The sequence below is a fragment of the Streptomyces sp. DS1-CR2 genome, from assembly GCF_055760475.1.
Genome location: NZ_CM147085.1, coordinates 2935627 through 2951989, shown reverse-complemented (window position 1 = coordinate 2951989; position 16363 = coordinate 2935627). Strand labels below are relative to the sequence as shown.

At 68.7% G+C, this 16363-nt stretch carries 32 protein-coding genes; 30 read left to right on the top strand and 2 right to left on the bottom strand.

The features are described 5' to 3' along the window. The first annotated feature begins 29 nt into the window (after positions 1-29). Both ACY0PA_RS14580 and ACY0PA_RS14575 read left to right on the top strand, forming a co-directional pair. Complete coding sequence (locus tag ACY0PA_RS14580; RefSeq protein ID WP_473085030.1) at positions 30-665, top strand: hypothetical protein; 636 nt, start codon at positions 30-32, stop codon at positions 663-665. After that, entirely contained in the window at positions 662-865 is a 204-nt protein-coding gene (locus ACY0PA_RS14575; RefSeq protein ID WP_473085029.1) for a hypothetical protein, read from the top strand. Before ACY0PA_RS14580 ends, ACY0PA_RS14575 begins: the two co-directional genes overlap by 4 nt. Positions 866-929: 64 nt before the next feature. On the opposite strand, the gene ACY0PA_RS14570 is transcribed toward ACY0PA_RS14575, so the two are convergent. Next, positions 930-1679: a helix-turn-helix domain-containing protein gene (locus ACY0PA_RS14570; protein ID WP_473085028.1), complete on the bottom strand. Its 750-nt coding sequence runs from the start codon at positions 1677-1679 to the stop codon at positions 930-932. A 136-nt stretch (positions 1680-1815) separates the two neighbouring features. Further along, positions 1816-2034, bottom strand: a complete 219-nt coding sequence (locus ACY0PA_RS14565; RefSeq protein ID WP_473085027.1) for a hypothetical protein — start codon at positions 2032-2034, stop codon at positions 1816-1818. A 208-nt stretch (positions 2035-2242) separates the two neighbouring features. Between ACY0PA_RS14565 and ACY0PA_RS14560 the strand changes: the two genes are divergently transcribed. The 28 genes from ACY0PA_RS14560 (at position 2243) to ACY0PA_RS14425 (ending at position 16362) form a co-directional block, all read left to right on the top strand. Beyond that, the gene (locus tag ACY0PA_RS14560) at positions 2243-2662 is read left to right on the top strand and encodes a DUF6907 domain-containing protein (protein ID WP_473085026.1); all 420 of its coding nucleotides are present in this window, start codon (positions 2243-2245) and stop codon (positions 2660-2662) included. Beyond that, entirely contained in the window at positions 2659-2892 is a 234-nt protein-coding gene (locus tag ACY0PA_RS14555; protein ID WP_473086648.1) for a hypothetical protein, read from the top strand. The genes ACY0PA_RS14560 and ACY0PA_RS14555 overlap by 4 nt, the downstream gene beginning before the upstream one ends. Further along, entirely contained in the window at positions 2889-3275 is a 387-nt protein-coding gene (locus ACY0PA_RS14550) for a hypothetical protein (protein ID WP_473085025.1), read from the top strand. Before ACY0PA_RS14555 ends, ACY0PA_RS14550 begins: the two co-directional genes overlap by 4 nt. A 173-nt stretch (positions 3276-3448) precedes the next feature. Beyond that, positions 3449-3679, top strand: coding sequence for a hypothetical protein (locus tag ACY0PA_RS14545; RefSeq protein ID WP_473085024.1), 231 nt, complete (start codon positions 3449-3451; stop codon positions 3677-3679). Between the two features lie 95 nt (positions 3680-3774). Further along, positions 3775-3954, top strand: coding sequence for a hypothetical protein (locus tag ACY0PA_RS14540; protein ID WP_473085023.1), 180 nt, complete (start codon positions 3775-3777; stop codon positions 3952-3954). A gap of 57 nt (positions 3955-4011) precedes the next feature. Beyond that, a complete protein-coding gene (locus tag ACY0PA_RS14535; protein ID WP_473085022.1) occupies positions 4012-4278 on the top strand; it encodes a hypothetical protein in 267 nt (88 codons plus the stop codon). A 47-nt stretch (positions 4279-4325) separates the two neighbouring features. Next, entirely contained in the window at positions 4326-4511 is a 186-nt protein-coding gene (locus tag ACY0PA_RS14530; protein ID WP_473085021.1) for a hypothetical protein, read from the top strand. A gap of 17 nt (positions 4512-4528) precedes the next feature. Then, a complete protein-coding gene (locus tag ACY0PA_RS14525) occupies positions 4529-4708 on the top strand; it encodes a hypothetical protein (protein ID WP_473085020.1) in 180 nt (59 codons plus the stop codon). Beyond that, the gene (locus ACY0PA_RS14520) at positions 4705-5790 is read left to right on the top strand and encodes a hypothetical protein (RefSeq protein WP_473085019.1); all 1086 of its coding nucleotides are present in this window, start codon (positions 4705-4707) and stop codon (positions 5788-5790) included. The genes ACY0PA_RS14525 and ACY0PA_RS14520 overlap by 4 nt, the downstream gene beginning before the upstream one ends. After that, positions 5787-7895, top strand: coding sequence for an FtsK/SpoIIIE domain-containing protein (locus ACY0PA_RS14515; RefSeq protein ID WP_473085018.1), 2109 nt, complete (start codon positions 5787-5789; stop codon positions 7893-7895). The genes ACY0PA_RS14520 and ACY0PA_RS14515 overlap by 4 nt, the downstream gene beginning before the upstream one ends. Positions 7896-8110: 215 nt before the next feature. Continuing rightward, positions 8111-8284 carry a hypothetical protein gene (locus ACY0PA_RS14510; protein ID WP_473085017.1) on the top strand — a complete coding sequence of 58 codons (174 nt, stop codon included), beginning with the start codon at positions 8111-8113 and terminating at the stop codon, positions 8282-8284. A gap of 2 nt (positions 8285-8286) precedes the next feature. Continuing rightward, positions 8287-8607, top strand: a complete 321-nt coding sequence (locus ACY0PA_RS14505) for a hypothetical protein (protein ID WP_473085016.1) — start codon at positions 8287-8289, stop codon at positions 8605-8607. Positions 8608-8659: 52 nt separating this feature from the next. Further along, positions 8660-9130: a hypothetical protein gene (locus ACY0PA_RS14500; RefSeq protein ID WP_473085015.1), complete on the top strand. Its 471-nt coding sequence runs from the start codon at positions 8660-8662 to the stop codon at positions 9128-9130. A gap of 10 nt (positions 9131-9140) precedes the next feature. Then, positions 9141-9329: a hypothetical protein gene (locus tag ACY0PA_RS14495; RefSeq protein WP_473085014.1), complete on the top strand. Its 189-nt coding sequence runs from the start codon at positions 9141-9143 to the stop codon at positions 9327-9329. 10 nt (positions 9330-9339) lie between these two features. Continuing rightward, entirely contained in the window at positions 9340-9501 is a 162-nt protein-coding gene (locus ACY0PA_RS14490) for a hypothetical protein (protein ID WP_473085013.1), read from the top strand. Further along, complete coding sequence (locus ACY0PA_RS14485; RefSeq protein ID WP_473085012.1) at positions 9498-9668, top strand: hypothetical protein; 171 nt, start codon at positions 9498-9500, stop codon at positions 9666-9668. The genes ACY0PA_RS14490 and ACY0PA_RS14485 overlap by 4 nt, the downstream gene beginning before the upstream one ends. An 11-nt stretch (positions 9669-9679) precedes the next feature. Continuing rightward, a complete protein-coding gene (locus tag ACY0PA_RS14480; protein ID WP_473085011.1) occupies positions 9680-9910 on the top strand; it encodes a hypothetical protein in 231 nt (76 codons plus the stop codon). A gap of 182 nt (positions 9911-10092) precedes the next feature. Then, positions 10093-10335 (top strand): hypothetical protein, encoded by a 243-nt coding sequence (locus ACY0PA_RS14475; RefSeq protein ID WP_473085010.1) that lies wholly within the window; start codon positions 10093-10095, stop codon positions 10333-10335. A gap of 113 nt (positions 10336-10448) precedes the next feature. Continuing rightward, a complete protein-coding gene (locus ACY0PA_RS14470) occupies positions 10449-10769 on the top strand; it encodes a hypothetical protein (RefSeq protein WP_473085009.1) in 321 nt (106 codons plus the stop codon). A gap of 14 nt (positions 10770-10783) precedes the next feature. Continuing rightward, a complete protein-coding gene (locus ACY0PA_RS14465) occupies positions 10784-11071 on the top strand; it encodes an HNH endonuclease (RefSeq protein ID WP_473085008.1) in 288 nt (95 codons plus the stop codon). Positions 11072-11073: 2 nt separating this feature from the next. Continuing rightward, on the top strand, positions 11074-11262 hold the full coding sequence (locus ACY0PA_RS14460) for a hypothetical protein (protein ID WP_473085007.1): 189 nt from the start codon (positions 11074-11076) through the stop codon (positions 11260-11262). Positions 11263-11268: 6 nt separating this feature from the next. Next, positions 11269-11706, top strand: a complete 438-nt coding sequence (locus ACY0PA_RS14455) for an AAA family ATPase (RefSeq protein WP_473085006.1) — start codon at positions 11269-11271, stop codon at positions 11704-11706. Between the two features lie 276 nt (positions 11707-11982). Next, a complete protein-coding gene (locus ACY0PA_RS14450; protein WP_473085005.1) occupies positions 11983-12546 on the top strand; it encodes an HNH endonuclease in 564 nt (187 codons plus the stop codon). 25 nt (positions 12547-12571) lie between these two features. Continuing rightward, complete coding sequence (locus tag ACY0PA_RS14445) at positions 12572-12826, top strand: hypothetical protein (protein WP_473085004.1); 255 nt, start codon at positions 12572-12574, stop codon at positions 12824-12826. Between the two features lie 10 nt (positions 12827-12836). Then, positions 12837-14288, top strand: a complete 1452-nt coding sequence (locus tag ACY0PA_RS14440; protein WP_473085003.1) for a terminase — start codon at positions 12837-12839, stop codon at positions 14286-14288. Between the two features lie 9 nt (positions 14289-14297). Then, entirely contained in the window at positions 14298-14522 is a 225-nt protein-coding gene (locus ACY0PA_RS14435; RefSeq protein ID WP_473085002.1) for a hypothetical protein, read from the top strand. Continuing rightward, complete coding sequence (locus tag ACY0PA_RS14430) at positions 14519-15679, top strand: phage portal protein (protein WP_473085001.1); 1161 nt, start codon at positions 14519-14521, stop codon at positions 15677-15679. The genes ACY0PA_RS14435 and ACY0PA_RS14430 overlap by 4 nt, the downstream gene beginning before the upstream one ends. Further along, positions 15676-16362: an HK97 family phage prohead protease gene (locus ACY0PA_RS14425; RefSeq protein ID WP_473085000.1), complete on the top strand. Its 687-nt coding sequence runs from the start codon at positions 15676-15678 to the stop codon at positions 16360-16362. Before ACY0PA_RS14430 ends, ACY0PA_RS14425 begins: the two co-directional genes overlap by 4 nt. Position 16363: the final 1 nt, after the last annotated feature.

The window sequence follows — 16363 nt, the reverse complement described above, 5'->3', positions numbered from 1 at the left end:
CGCACGCCCGCATGACAGGAGCTCCGCCGATGTACGACGACGTCACTGCCCCCGCCTGCACGATCTGCCGCCGTGGCCTGTATGCCGACGAGCTCGGGCACCAGGCCTGCCGGCCCTGCACCGACCGCATCGACCGCGACCTCAGGGCGCTCGCCGGAGACGACGGCCTGTACGCCCGCCTCAGCGGCCGACTGATGCCCGGCAGCGGCAGCGGGGGGCCGGCGGTCTCCGGGAGCCGCACAGCCCCGCTCCCGCTCCGACTGGAGCCGCTCAGCCTCATAGCCCGGGGTGGGGTCGTGACGATCCTCCAGACGTGGATCGTCGACTGGCACGAGCTGCTCGGCTACCAGCACCCGCGATGGGAAGGCGGGCTGCAGCAGCAGTGCGACCAGGCCGTCAACCGGCTCCGCACCCTGCTCCCGTGGGCAGCCGAACGGCACCCCGCCTTCGACGAATTCGCCCGCGAGATAGGCCAGGTCAAGCGCCAGTGCGAAGCGCAGGTCACCGGCGAACGCCCGCCCCGCCGCGTGTACGTCATCTGCCCGTGCCAGCAGCGGCTCGGCTTCACCCTCGACACGCCATCCCTGCGCTGCCCCAACTGCCAGCAGCAGCACGGGCACTCGGACCTGCTCGACCTGCCGCTGGCTGAGCGGAGCGCCGCGTGATGAAGCTGCCGCCGTTCTCCGGAGACCATCCCCGCTGCCTCAAGTGCGGCCTGCGCGGCGCCCACACGGAATGGGTGCCCTATCGACGGGCCGAGCACAACCACCACCACCAGCGCACCCGCGAAGCCGTAGATGAGCATCTCCGCCGCACCTGCATCCGCTGCGGATACAGCTGGCGCGAAGACATCGTCAGAACATGAAGAAGCCCCCACTGCTCAGGCGGTGGGGGCTTTCGCGCTGTGCGGAAGGACTGCGCCGTGCCAACTACTCGGGCTTCCGGCTGTACTGCGCCAGCGTGGCTTGATTGGTGGACGCGTCCTGCAGCCTTAGCGCCCACGGGCCGGTGTTCGTGTCCATGTCCTTGCCGAAGCCGACCCACTTGCCGATCATGCGCGTGCCGGTCGGCTCGACGAGCATCTGGATCGCCCCGTGGTAGCGGGCGCCCCGGTAGTAGCCGTCAGTCGCGGTCTGCTCGACCCAAGTACCTGTGACGACGCTGCCATCGACAGTCAAATCCATGGTGAGCGGCGAGTCCGGGTTCGTAGACGCGCCGGGGAGCGAGCGGACGGTGAGGCGGTTTCCCCGATGCAGGACGAACACGTAGTGCATGGCGACGAGGCTCTGGTTCCGTCCGCTGGAGAAGTACTCGTAGCGCGACAGCCAGACGCCCGAGTAGTTGGCGCGGGGCGAACCCTGGGGCACCGGGCCAGCCATCGGGGGAGCTACACCCTCGGGGGACGCCTGTACGTCGTGGCCGCCGGCCCCGTCTTCGGAGACGTGCGGGAAGTTGGCGGAGGCCTCGAAGCCGAGCTGCTCTATCGGCATGCCAGTTGCGGCCTCGAGGGCTCGGATGTACGGCGGCTGCGGGCGCCGCGTCTCCCCGGACTCCCACCGCTGAACGAGGCGCTTACTGGGGGACGGCGCCCCCTGATCCTTCAGTACGCGGGCGAAGTCCTCCTGGCTCAGGAGCATGCCCATGCGGACAGCCCGGAGTGTGGCGTTTGGTGTCGTCATGTGAGTAACGGTAGCCATTAAGGCCGACGGATGACACCGGTTTGACGCCTCAATGTCGCCGCCTTTGCCGCCGCGCGAAGCGGGGGTGCCGGGTCACGCTGTGGACATGAGCGATCACGGCACGTCTTGCGACGCCTTAGAGCTCCGAGGGGGAGTCTTCCTCGGGTTCCACGGTCATCACGATCCGGCGAACCTGCTGGCGCGTGTAGCCGGTGACCTCGCAGATGTCCCGCTGGGGGACGCCGTCCGTGTCGGCCAGCCGAATAGCGGCAGCCAGTTCCAGGCGCAGAATCTCGGTTCGCGCCTTGGAGTCCGTGTATCGCTGCGCCAGCTGCTCCAGTGATCGCTTGTCCATAGAGGTCAGTGTCCCATTCGTCGGCATGGAACATGACGTTACGCGAACAAGGTGAAACTTCCTAGGCCCAGCGCTTGACGTAGGGAACATCATGTTCCTATGGTGGAGCTCGTTGGCAGGCAAGACGCCAACAAAGCGGCCCCACCCGGTGCTACCAACACCGAAGCGGGGCCTAGGTCAGACGCCCTCACTACAGGGAGACCAACGCATGAAGACCACCGTACAGCCGACCGCCGGCCCGGCGGCACCGCTCACCACCGGCAGCATCGTCCCGGCGCTCGTCGACGGTCAGACCGTCTACATCCAGTGCGAAGCGTGGTGCACGAACGACCACGTCCGCGACAGCCAGAAGTTCCTTGAGGACATCTGGCACTCGGGTCCCTTCGCGGATCTGGAGGCGCCGCACCGTAACGGCACGCCGAGCGTGCTCGCCTACGCCCGTCTCGGTCTGGACCCGTTCGCCAGTGACGAGGCCATGCGTCGGCCGTTCCTGTTCGTCGAGGACGGCGTCAGTGGCGAAGGCTCCTACATGGACGCCGAGCACGCTGACCAGTTCGCCGACAACCTCGAAGCCTTCGCGGCCAAGGTCCGTGCGATGGGTCGCGAGCTCAAGGCGGTGGCGGCATGAGCACCGAGTCCCAGTCGCCGGCCGACCGCGCCGCGCACGACTCGGCGTCGTTCGTCCGCCGCACGATCCTCGAATCGTTCCCGGCTGGCGACCCGCGTGGTTCGTGGCCGGCGGAGGAGTTCGCCGCCGAGCAGCAGCGGGCCGGCGTCCCGGCCGAGGTCGTCATGGACCTGGCCGGCGACCGGTTCCTCGTCATCGTCCGCAACCAGCAGATGGCGGTGGCGGCATGAGCGAGCAGTCCGAGTTCCTGTCCGCTGCGGCCGAGCAGGTCCGCGCCTTCAACCACACGTCCCGCTCAACCTCGGATGGCTGGGAGTACCCGAGCGACTCCTACACCGCGCTCGGCGCCCTCTCGTACTTGGTGCAGATGCTGGGCCAGGCCGTCCAGCAGTCCACCATCCCGGTGACGCACGCCTACAAGGCGGGCCGCGTTCTGGTCGACGGCGGCGGCAGCGCGAACGCCAAGGTCGCGGAGATGCGGACCGCCCGCGAGGACGCCGTTGCTGCTGCCGCCGCGTTGACGGCCGCCGTCCAGCGGATGCACAACGCCGTCTCCCCGATGGGCTTCGACACCCGTGGCATTCCGGAGTTCGAGGAGGGTGACGAGTCGTGACCGACGACCAGGCCAAGGAGCTGAGCCGCAGGGTCGCCGAGGCGAACCGGCGCAGCGAGCAGCGCCCCCGCTAACCCCTAGCTGCCGCGGGCGGGTCGACCCCCAGTCCTCGCCCGCGGCGCACCACCCCGCACGACCCCCATTCCTGCTTGATCCACGCGAAAGGCACCCCCATGTCTCCGTACCTGTTCTCCGGCGATCTCGGCGTCACCGAGCTGGGCCGCAAGGCCCGCGCCAACACGACCGTCGCCGAGGCGGCCGTCCTGTCCCTCACTGACCTGTTCGGCGACTACGCCAAGGCCCGCGAGGCCGGTGACGTGGCCCGCCTGAGCCAGATCCGGGCGGACGCCGACCCGGACCTGCTCGCCGAGCTCGACGGCTTCGACTACCCGGCCGCCGCCTGACCCGTCAGCCCCGGCCGGGCCGAACTCGGGCCTACGCCTCGAACGCAGGCCAGGGCGCGCTCGGCCCACATCACTCACTCGAAGAGGAGAACGACATGCGATTCCGCACCAGCCCTTCCCCCGCTGCCACCGAGACGAAGAACCGCACCAGCGACGACCTGCGGAACGAGTACAGCCTGATCAGCCGGGAGCGGCAGGGCGGACACAACACCGTGGGGAGCATCGCCGACCAGAACGACATCGCCCGCGAGCTGGAGCGCCGCGGCGAGCTCTAACCCGCCCCGCCGGGGAGTCGCCCGTCTCCCCGGCACCCCAACCCGAGAGGACCCGTCATGGGCTTGTTCGCCCCCAAGTACCCGAAGTCCGACACACCCGGCGCCACGAATGGCAAGCCCGAGCGCCGCTCCCGCAGCCAGGAACGCCATGACCGGCGCTACGCAGTCCGTGACGCCGCCGAGGCGATCAAGGAGGAGCAGACGAAGGCGTGGCTTGACGGCAAGCGTCCTCTCGGGGACCCGCAGGCCGACCACGAAGCCGCCTACGCCATGGCCGAGCAGATGGTTCCTGAGCCCCCGAAGCGCCGCGGCTGGTTCTCCTAACCCGCAACACCTGACCCCGCACCACCCCAACCCGAGAGGAGCCCGTCATGGGCTTGTTCAAGGACAGGTCGCGCACTCCCGACATGCGTGCGCGGGAGTGCCACGAGAAGGCCGCCGACGAGTTCAGCAAGGGCGACAGGAAGCTCCGCGCCGGCGACGAAGAAGGCGCCAGCCAGCACTACAAGAAGGCCGTCAGGCACCAGCTCCGGGCCGCACAGGAGCGGCAGGACTAACCCGAGAGGAGCCCGTCATGCGCGTGCTCGTAGGCCTGCTCTTCGCCCTCTTCCTCGTCCTCGTCGGCGCCAATCCGGCGGTCGGTGAGAACACCATCGGCCTCGCGATGCGCGGCGCCGCCGCACTCATCGCCATGATCCCGCCCATCCTGTTTCTCGCCGGCGGCGGATGGCTCGCACTCCGGAGGGCCCAGTGATAGACCCCAACGGGTTCAAGCCCCTGCCGCTCCACGACGACCAGGCCGCGGCGAACCGGGCTGAAGCCGAAGCGCTCCTGGCGCAGGCGAACCGCATGCACAGCGAGGCGACGACCAAGGCCCAGCAGACCCTCGACAGGGCGCACTCCGAGGCGCGCCACATCGTCGACGAGGCGAACAGCGCCCGCACCCGGACGCTGGCCGGAGCAAGCAGCGAGGCCGGCCGCATCCGCGAGCAGGCCAAGGCCGAAGCCGAGCAGCGGCAGAAGCGCGACGACAACCTCGACACGTGGGCGGCGCGCGCCATCATCGCCGGGACCGTCGGCCTTACCGCTTCCGGCGAGTACGCGCTCGCCCGCATGGTCGGCTTCGACAAGACCGTCGCCTGGCTGCTGCCGTTCGTCATCGACGTGTACGTCATCCAGGCGTTCCGCCGCCACCGCGACATCATCCAGGCGATCACCCTGACGATCGCCGCGAACGTCGCCTACCACCTGGCTGACGCCCGCCTGTTCGGGCTGACGCCGACCGCCAAGCCGACGTGGTGGCTGATCGCTCTTGTCGCCTCCGTCGCCTCGCTCATCCTCTGGCGCGTGCACCTGATGACGGCCCCGCCCAAGCTGCCGCGGGAGGCCCGCCGACGCCGCCAGAAGCAGCGCCAGCCCGCACCCGTAGCGGCGACAGTTCCAGCGCCAGAAGCACCGCCAGTTCCGACCGCGCCAGCCGCCAACAGCGACCGCCAAGAGGCGCCAACTGGCGCCGCCAACAAGCCGCCAGAAAGCCCCGCCAAGAAGGCCGCTCCTGTCGCCAAGAAGCCTGCTCCGCAGCCGCGACAGAAGGGCGCCAGCCCGGCCGCCAAGAAGCCCGCCAACAAGCGGCGCTCCATGGACGAATGGGTCGCCGACGCGGGCCCTGTCTTCCACGACGAGTTCGCACGGCTCCGCCGTAACCCGACTGCCGCCGAGTTCGCCACCGCCATACAGAAGGCAGGCCTCGGCAAGGTCTCCGACTCCACCGCCAAAAACATCCGCGCGGAGATCCTCGACAGGGCTCCGCTCCCCGAACTGGACGATGCCGAATGACCACGACCGCTGAACCCGTGCGTCTCGTCAAGGACGACGAGGCCGTCATCGCCGCGGCTGAGGAAGTTGTCGAGGCTGTCGACCGCCCCGACAACCCGCTCGCCGACTGGCTTGCCGTCCCCGACACCCCCGTCCTGCCCGCCTGGGCCCGCAACTGGGCGACGATCAAGGCCAATCACGCCGCCCTGTGGAAGGTCGGCTGGTGGCACGCCCGCTACCACGGCCTCCGCACCCCGAAGTACGCGGTCAAGGTCGCCGGCTACTCGACACGCGGCGCGTTCCGCGGCGGACGCCGCCTGTGGCCCGTCCTCGCAGCTCAGGACCACACCCGGGCAGTGAAGGCGCTCGCCGCCCAGTCGAAGGCCAAGCCCGAAGACCCGACCCTCGCCATGCAGTACCAGATCGCGCACCGCGCCCGCACCGAAGCCCGCCGCTGGAGGTGGGGAACCGCATTCCTCCTGGCCAGCGCTAGTGCAGGCGCCCTCTCGTTCGCCAGCCTCGGCCTCCAGACCGCCATCGGCTGCATGGTGTGCGGCGGGCTCAGCGTCATCGGCTGGTCCGACGAAGCGCAGATCCTCGACCACGGCACGCCGCCCCTGCGGATCGCCATGGACGCCCAGCAGCTGAACGACGCGCTCCGGGCCGTTGGCCTGCTGAAACAAGGCAAGGGCGACGACGACGGCCCCAAGGTCAACTGTGTGATGGGGCCGCTCCGCGACGGGAACGGCTGGGCCGTCGTCTTCGACCTGCCCCGCGGCGGCGGCAAGACTGCTGCTGATGTCCTCGCCAAGCGCACCGCCATAGCCGCTGAGCTGGGCGTTGACGAGATCCAGGTCATCATGTCCCGCGTCCGCGCCGCCAAGGGCGGGCACGCCGGCCGCGTCTCCATGTGGGTCGCAGACGAAGACCCGTACCTGATCGACGGCGAGCCCGAGAACAACTCCCCGCTGCTCAAGATGGATTCGTTCTCCGTGTGGGAGCCCATCCCCTTCGGTCGCGACGCCCGCGGCAACCGCATCAACGTGCCCGTCATCTGGCAGTCGATGTTCTTCGGAGGCCTCCCGCGGCGCGGCAAGACGTTCACGCAACGCCTCCTGACCAGCGCGGGAGTCCTCGACCCGTGGGTGCGGCACTACATGGCCGACGGGAAGGGCGGCGCCGACTGGATGCCCATGCGGTCCATCGCTCACCGCCTCGTCATGGGCGCCGAAGACGACGCCATCGAAGCCCTCAAGGCCATGCTCAAGGAGCTCCTGGCGGAGATGGAGCGGCGGTTCGCCCTGTTCCGCAGCGTGCCCACATCGCTGTGCCCCCAGGGCAAGCTGACGAAGGAACTGCAGGTCAAGTACAAGCTGCCGTTCATCTTCGTCACCATCGACGAGCTGCAGGAGTACCTGACCGCGATGGAGAAGGACGAGAAGGAGCAGGTCATCAACGACCTTGGCCGCATCGCCCGCCGCGGCCCGGCGGCCGGCTTCATCTCCAACTTCGCCAGCCAGCGGCCCGACGCCGACAGCGTGCCGACCAAGCTCCGCGAGATCGTCACCATCCGGTACTCGACGCAGGTCATCGACCAGACCAGCTCCGACATGGTCCTCGGCAAGGGCAAGGCCAGCCAGGGCGCAGACGCATCCGTCCTCTCCGAAGACCACAAGGGCGTTGGCGTCCTCGTCACCGGACCGGCCTCGTTCGTCACCGTCCTGGGCGACTACCTCGACGGCGGAGCGTTCGTCGAGGTCTGCCGCAAGGGCCGTGAGCTGCGGAAAGCCATCAGCCAGCTGTCCGGGGACGCGCTCGGAGACGTCACGTCCTCGGCCGCCGATCAGGGCTACACCGTCCCTGAGGTCATCTCGGACGTCCTTGAGGCCATGCGCCACTCGGTCCGCATGTTCACCACCGACCTCCTGGCCGCCCTCGTGCGCATCGACGAGGACACCTACGGCGACTGGGACGCCGAGAAGCTCGCCTCCGAACTGGAGAAGGCCGGCGTCCGCCGCAGCAGCAAGCAGATCAAGATCGACGGCGAGAACCGGGCCGGCTACCAGCGTCGCGACATCGAGGACGCCGTGCCCGTCGAACTCCTCAACGAACTCGCCGCGGCATGACTGGTAGAGCCCCCCGGCTCTACCAACCCCACTACCCGACCAACATCAACACCCCTCTATCCAGGGGCCCAAAAGTAGAGGGGCCCCGCTACCCCGGTAGAGGGGCAGGTAGACCCCTCTGACCTGCGAGGTAGCGCCGGTAGAGGGGGTACGGCACCACCCCTGTACAGCCCGCCTAACCGCCCGTTTCCCACCCTCCCGAAGGAGAACTGACCATGCCGAAGTGGACCCTGACCGCGAAGTCGCGTACCGGCGCCAAGGTCAACCAGATCACCGGCGCAGACAGCGACAGTGTCGCCGTCTACAGCAAGGCCGACCTCGACGCGCGGCTCAAGGCCGCCAAGTCGGACCCGCGCGACCTCACCGTCACCGTCCGGCAGGAGAACTGACCATGCCCGAGTCGTACACCAGCCGAGACAACCGCAAGCGCGTCGGCCTGACGTTCCGTGGCATCCGCCACGCCATCGCCGGCGCCGACATGTCCGACCTCGAAGCCAAGGGCGACCGAATCCGCGCCAGGGCCGAGGAGCGCGGCGAGCGCGAGGCCGACCAGATGTTCCGCGAGCTGGACGGCGCACGGTCAAAGGCCGCCGCAGCCAAGGTCCAGGCCGACCTCGCGACCGGCAGCGACCGCGCTGCCGCCAAGCGCGCCGCGAAGGACGCCGAGCGGAACGTCGAACGGATCCAGCGCAAGGCCCGCAAGTACCTCTGACCATCTGGCGGATCAAGTCCGCCACCCACGAGTTCGACAAGGAGGAATGACCATGCCCCAGCCTCAGCCGCTGCCCGATCAGGCGGACGACCCCAAGGTCGACGCCAACGCGCAGAGGCTCATCAACGCCGTCGAGGACGCGCTCGCCCCGACCAGCTACCGCGACCCCAGCCCCACACCGCTGATCGGCGACGCCCCGCCCGTGGCCCAGCCCGGTCGCCCGCCGGCGAGTCAGGGCGCGACCGACGCGAGCGTCCTCATGCTCGCCGGGGGAGCGACGACCGTCATGGTCGGCGGCACCGCGTCCGTCCTCATGTACGTGTCGCAGTACGCCGACCCCGTCGTCTGTGGCCTCGTCTTCGGCGCCCCCGCCGCCCTCGTTCTCGCCCTCGCCCGACTCGCGAAGCGCGCCAAGCCTGAGCCCGAGATCCACCACCACTACGAAGGCACCGTCTACCAGGACCACAGCCAGCACGAGAGCAAGACCGTCGGCGTGTGGGCCAAGACCAACAACGAGCAGTGAAGGAGACCGCATGAAACGAACCTGGTACTGGACCGCGGCCGTCAGCGACGGCAAGCACCACGACGGCGAATCCGCAGGAACCGTCCGCGCCAGCTCCGAAGCCGAAGCCCGCGCGGCCGTAGCGGAATCGGTCCGTGAGGCCGGAATCCGCAAGGGGCACCGCCGGCCCTGGACCGCCTCCAACATCCAACTCACCTGAAAGGAACCCCATGACCAAGCGCCGCACCAAGAAGACCGACCCGAACGACGAGCTGGAGCTCGTGCTCGTCTTCGACCCGACGACCGGCATGTCCACCACGACGACCGCGCCCCGCACCACGCCCATCCCCGACAAGCCCCGCCGCCCGTGGGGGAGGAAGAAGGCCCAGTGAACGGCGTCTACAACAACCGTCGCAACGGCCACAGAGCCGTCACCGACGGCATCACCTGGACGTGCTGCTGCGGCAAGCAAGGACTCCAGAAAGACGACCAGCACGCCATGCTCGCCGCCGGATTCCATGTCCGCCACCCCGGCAAGCCCATCCCTGCCTCGTACTGACAAGGAACCCCATGCCGAAGAAGATCACCGAGCGTGTAGCCATGGCCCGCCACGCCGCATCCGAACTTGCCACCTGGGGGTCGTGGAAGAACGACCGGCCCACAGCGACAGCGGGCGACGTGAAGACCAAGACGAACGCCATGTACGGCCGCTACCTCCGAACCGACATCACCGACGAAGAAGCAGCCGAAGGCCTCCGCCTGGCACTCGCGCAGAAGGGGATCACGCCGACCGCGGCCTGACCCCCGAACACAGCGCGCCCCCGGCAGGTCAAGTGCCGGGGGCGCTGCTGTGACCGTACAGGGCCTTGCTTGACCTGCCGATCACCGTATGTCACAGTGCCCTCATCCGGATACTCGTGTGTCCGCAGTCCACTTGAGCCCCCAGCTTCCGGCCGGGGGCTTTCTGCATGTCTGGGGGCGTGATGAGACCCGCCGAGCTGTACCCCGACGACCTCGTCTACGAGCACGAAGCCGTCGCCGAGACCGGCGTCCCCGGCCCTGTTATCCGCCAGTGGGCACGCCGCGGCAAGGTCCAGCGCTTCCAGGGCGACGGTCAACTCTCCGGGCAAGGCCACGAGTACAAGACCATGTACGCGCTGCCCGAGATACGCGAACGCGCCCGTACCTACCGGCCGATGCCCCAGCGCGCACCGCGCGCGGCATAGCGCGGGCCCGACTTCCCCCGCGGACCTCGATGTCACGAGAAGGCCACATGGCCATCACAAGGCCTCCACGCGGCGCATGATGCTGCCTCAGCATCAGCACGCCAGGGGGAACCATGAGCCAGCCACGGACCCGCACAATCGTCCTCTACATCGCCGCGACGCTCGCCGCTGCAGCAGCGGCCGCCGCCGGGGGAGGCGCCCTCGCCGACAGCCTCCACGACGACAAGCCGAGCACCGCGCTCAGCTGCAAGGCCGCCATGCAGAGGAACTTCGACGAAGCCCGCGCCCACCCCGACGCCAAGCCCCAGGGCCAGCCCATCGAATGCGTCGGCGTCGACAGCAAGACTCTGCAGCGCTACGTCAGCGAGATCACCGAGCGCGAGCTCGGCAAGGGTCTCAAGGACGCGTGGGACGGCTCCACTGCCCAGCCCTAGCCAGGGAGGCGTCCGTGGCCGGCAACCCGCGCAACGGGCGCCCTTACCGCCGTCTCGTTGCTGCGATGAAGGCGGCCGGGTATCCGTGCTGGATCTGCGGCCACAACATCCCCGCCAACGTCGACGGCCGCCGGCACCCGCTCGCCTTCACTCTCGACCACCTCGTGCCGCTCAGCCTCGGCGGCAGCCTCCTCGACCCTGCCAACGCCCGCTCAGCGCACCGACGGTGCAACAGCAGCCGGGGCAACCGCACGACGACCCGGCCGAAGGCGGCACCACAGCGAGCCTCACGGAGGTGGTGACCATGGCTGACGGCAACACCACAGGGGCCGTGCAGTGCCCCGTGTGCAAGGAACCTGTGACGTATCCCGTCCAGGTCCGCCACCTCAGCAAGACCAAGATCGGTGTCACCATCGACCCGGCTCCGATCCGCGAGCACCTCGCCAGACACGAGGCCCGCTTCACTACGGGGTTGCCACCGACCGCGAGGTGACGCGCTGTGCTGATCGTGGTGGTGGGCCCTCCCGCAGCGGGCAAGAGCAGCTGGATCAAGGCGCACGCCAAGCCCACCGACATCGTCATCGACCTGGACCTCATGGCTCTGGCCATGGCCGGCCCCGGTGCTGACCACCACGACCACGGCGACGTGCTGATGCGGGTCGTGCACCGTGCCCGCTTCGCAGCGCTCAACGAGGCGTACCAGCACCTCGACAAGGTCGATGTGTACGTGATCCACACTCAGCCTGGCGCGAAGGCGCTCGCGAAGTACAAGAGGCTTGAGGCGCGCATCGTGACCGTCGACCCCGGTAGGGAGATCGTCATGGCGCGAGTCAGGGCGATGCGACAGCCGGAGATGGAGCGGGTCGTCAGTCGCTGGTACAACAGCCGGCGCGGACAGTCACACGGTGCGATGCCGCAACGGTCGCGGGCTTGGTGATCACCGGTCGAGGGCAGAGGCCGGCCGATTCTTTGAGGCCTTCCCGAGCGACCCAAACGCCCTTCTCGCTCGTTTTTGCGCGTGACGATTTTGAAAGCCGCTAATCCGCTGAAGCGAGGGCTGGCGATTTAGTAGGATCACTCTGTGTGACGTGACGCTCCGTCACCGCCTGGCGATCTTGCTCGCCACCTCACCAAGATCACCCGTCGCTGATCACGGCGGGCAGGAGGGCCCGGGTCTCCCGGCTCGGGCCTTCCGTAATTCCGGGAGAGCTGAATGGAAGTCATCGCACTGTTCAGGTGCATCGATTGCGGCACCGAGGGCGAGCAGTCGTCGCGCGGCCGCAAGCGCCTTCGCTGCGAGGCGTGCCGCAAGATAGTGCCGGACCGTCGAACCTATGCCGATCGGAAGGTCCGTCGTCCGATCGGAACGTGCGAGGCGTGCGGCGGGGAGTACAGGCAGCATCGCCGGGATCAACGCTGGTGCTCAATGGCGTGCGGCAACAAGGGCAAGCGAACGGTGCCCGCACAGGGGCTGTCGCCCGAGGCGCGTGAGCGGCAGCGCCTGTATTGGCAGGAGAAGAACCGTCGTCGCCGGGCTGCGAAGCGTGGCGGCGTGTCGGAGCCGTACACACTGGCGGAGATAGCGCTCCGTGATGACTTCAATTGCGGTCTGTGCGGCAAGTCGGTCCCGATGGCCGTGAAGGTGCCGGAGCCGCTTGCGCCGACGATCGACCACATCGTCCCCATCTCGAAGGGCGGCGACGATACGCGGGTCAACGTGCAGCTTGCCCACTTCGTCTGCAACAGCCGGAAGGGCGCGCGCGAGTTGACCTCGTGACCGAGTCGGCGGGCGGGGGATTGCCGTGGCTACCGAGGACTTGGTCCGTGCCGAGCTGCAGCAGCTCCATGTCGAGGACGTGTCGCCCGGAATGGCGGCGGTCGCCCTCGACCTCGCGCGTGCGCTTGACGGCTCGGATGCTCCCACCGCGAAGGCTGTTGTAGCCCGCGAACTCCGCTCGATCATGAGCGACCTCCGGAAGCTGGCTCCCATTGGCGAGGAGGGGGACGCCCTCGATGAGCTCACTCGTAAGCGAGAGGCCCGCCGCCGCGGAGCCTGAGCTGCACGGCGTGCAGACGCCGCGGCTTTTCACCGCCCCTCCCGGCTTCCTCTCGTCGTCGGGCCAGGAGGCTGTCGAGCTCGCGGCGCTGGCGGGCCTGGAACTCGACCCGTGGCAGCAGCACATCCTCGACGTCGGCCTGCGTGAGCGCGCCGACGGGAACTGGACCGCGTTCGAAGTCGGGATCAACGTTCCGAGGCAGAACGGCAAGGGCGGGATCATCGAGGCCCGCGAACTGGCGGGTCTGTTCCTGCTGGGCGAGAAGCTGATCCTGCACTCGGCGCACGAGTTCAAGACTTCCATCGTCGCGTTCCGCCGGATCGAGCAGCTCGTCATGGGTTGCCCTGACCTGCGGAAACGCGTCCTGCGGGTGCGGAAGACGACGGGTGAGGAAGCGATCGAGCTGGTCACCGGTCAGGTGCTGCGGTTCCTGGCGCGGTCGGGCGGCTCTGGTCGTGGTTTCACCGGTGACTGCAACATCCTCGATGAGGCGATGATCCTCGGTGACGACGCGATGGGCGCACTTATGCCGACCATGGCGGCCGTGCCCAACCCGCAGATCTGGTACCTCGGTTCAGCGGGCATCGGCTCACCGTCGGTGCAGCTCGGGCGCCTGAGGCGGCGGGCAGAGTCTGCGGTTGAGGCGGGGGAGCCAGACCCGAGCCTCGCGTACTTCGAATGGTCAGTGGACGCGCATCAGGACGAGTGCGGCCTGGGATGCACCGAGCATGATGACGCGGATGACCCTGCGGCGTGGGCGCGAGCGAATCCGGCGCTCGGTATCCGGATCAGCGAGCAGCATGTCCGCAACGAGCGGGCCTCGCTGGGCTCAGGCGGCATCTTCGAGCGTGAGCGTCTCGGCGTGGGCGTCTATCCGTCGGATACGGCGGATACCTGGCAGGTCATCGGTGAGGACGCGTGGCGGGCCCTGGCGGCCGCCGAGTCGCAGCCGGGGGAGCCGGTGGTGTTCTCCATCGACATGACGCCGGAGCGCTCTCACGCGGCGATCGCCGTGGCCGGCCCGTGGCGGGGCGGTACGCACATCGAGGTGGTCGACCACCGGCCGGGTACCGGCTGGATCCTGGAGCGTGCTCGGCAGCTGCACGCGAAGTGGAAGCCGAGGGCCTGGGTCGTGGACGCGGGCGGACCGGCCGGGTCGCTCATAGCGGAACTGGAGGACGAGCTCAGCGTCGAGGTTGTGCAGCCGAAGGCGCGTGAAGCGGCGGCAGCGTGCGGGCAGTTCTATGACGCGGTGACTGAGCAGACGATCTCGCACTTGGACGAGGCGCCGCTGGCTGCGGCTTTGGCGGGTGCGCAGAAACGTCCGCTGGGCGATGCGTGGGCGTGGGCCCGGCGTGGCGTCTCGGTGGACATCAGTCCGCTGGTCGCGGTGACTCTGGCGAAGTGGGGCTTGGGTGCTGACGTCGAGGAGCGGGCCGATCCGTTGGACAACATCTGGTGAGGGGTTGGGATGCGTCGCTTGCAGGCGTTGTGGGTGCGCCTGGCGGGCGCGGCGGGGCTGGTCCTGGGAGCGCTGTGGCGGGCGCTCCCAGGCTTGGCCGGTCTCGTCCTGGTCTCGTATGGGGCGTGGCTTGCGTGGCGGCCGGCCGGGTTCCTCGCGGCTGGCGTCCTGTTGCTGGCGGATCAGATCGCGGACCGGATGCCGCAGCGTAAGAGCGGGGGCGGCCTGTCGTGAGTTTCCTCTTCGGCCAGCGCGAGCAGCGCAGCGCGTGGGCGCAGGAGCCCCCACCAATCCCGCCGAACTCGGCGCAGGGCGGCGGCTATGCGCGCGTGGACCTGTCCCGCATGGAGGCGTCGCTGCAGAAGGTTGCGGTGTGGTCGTGCGTGAACCTGGTGGCCACCGTGGCGGAGACGATGCCGCTCGACTTCTACCCCCGACCGCGGGAGTCGCAGTCGCTGCCGCCATGGCTCGCTGATCTGGCAGGCGACGGGCATGGCCTGCCGGACTGGCTGTACCAGTTCGTGTTCTCGGCGATGCTCCGCGGCAACGTGTACGGCATCGTCGGCGACCGCGACAGGGTGCGGGGGACTGCTACGCAAATCGCCTTGCAGCACCCGGACATGGTGGGCGTCACGCTCGACATGGGGGGCCATCCTGACTGGCGGGTAGGCGGTAAGACCGTCCCGCGCGAGGACGTGTGGCACTGCCGGGTGCATCCGTCGCCTGGGCGTCTCCTCGGCCTGTCGCCGATTGCGCTGCAGGCCACGACGATCGCCACAGGGATCAGCGCGCTGCAGTTCGGTGCGAGCTGGTTCCAGGACGGCGCGCACCCGTCAGGGATCCTGTCGTCAGAGCAGGCGCTGGACGCCCGGCAGGCGATGACCGCGAAGGAGCGGTTCATGGCCGCGGTGCACGGGCGCCGGGAGCCGGCGGTACTTGGCAACGGCTGGAAGTACCAGAGCATTCAGATCTCGCCGAACGAGTCCCAGTTCCTGGAGACGAACAACTACACGGCAGCCGAGTGCTGCCGGATCTTCGGCCCGGGTTTCGCGGAGATCTACGGCTACGAGACCGGCGGCAGCCTCACGTACTCGAACATCGAGCAGCGCTCGCTGGACCTGCTGACCTACGCGGTAGACCCGTGGCTGGTCCGCATCGAGCGCGCCCTGTCCGCCCTGCTGTTGCCGGGCCAGAAGGTGAAGTTCAACCGGTCGGCCCTCGTCCGCACGGACCTGCTTACGCGCTACAAGGCACACGCGATTGCGCTGCGGAACCAGTTCAAGGTGATCAACGAGGTGCGGGATGACGAGGACTGGCTGCCCGTGCCGTGGGGTGCCGTGCCGAGCACGGACGCCCCGGCCAACCATGACCCCACAGGAGGGCAGCCATGACGGACATCAGTGAGCGGGGAGCGGCCGGCGGCATTGTCCGCCGTGCTTTCCCAGTCGAGTTGGAGGTGCGCGCCAAGAAGGGCGCGTCCGGCGTCTCGACGATCGAGGGGTACGCCTCGGTGACCGAGCAGCCCTACGAGATGTGGGACATGTTCGGGTCGTACAACGAGGTGCTTCGCACCGGCTCGTTCGCGAAGACCCTCGCTGAGACGCCGCAGGTGCAGCTGCTGCTGAACCATGGCGGGCTCGCCATGGCGTACACGCAGGCCGGAACGCTGCGCCTGTCCGAGGACACGGTCGGTCTCCACATGGAGGCCGACGTCAACACCAAGCGGTCCGACGTCAACGACATGCTGCTCGCCATGGAGGAGCACAGCGTCGACGAGATGAGCTTCGCCTTCCGCGTGACCCGCCAGCTGTGGTCCCCGGACTACGACCAGCGGGATATCCAGGAGGTCGACATCCACCGCGGCGACGTCAGCGTCGTCAACTTCGGCGCAAACCCCAACACTTCGGTGAGCGCCATGCGCGCCGCCGACTTCGACCGGCTGGGCGAGGACGATGCGCGCGCGCTCATGGAGCGCCTCCAGCGCCGTTTCACCCCGCCTGTCGTGGAGCCCGAGCCTTCGGCCGGGCATCCGCTTTCCCTCTACCTGGCTCAGGCCGCAGCACTCGACCTGTAGC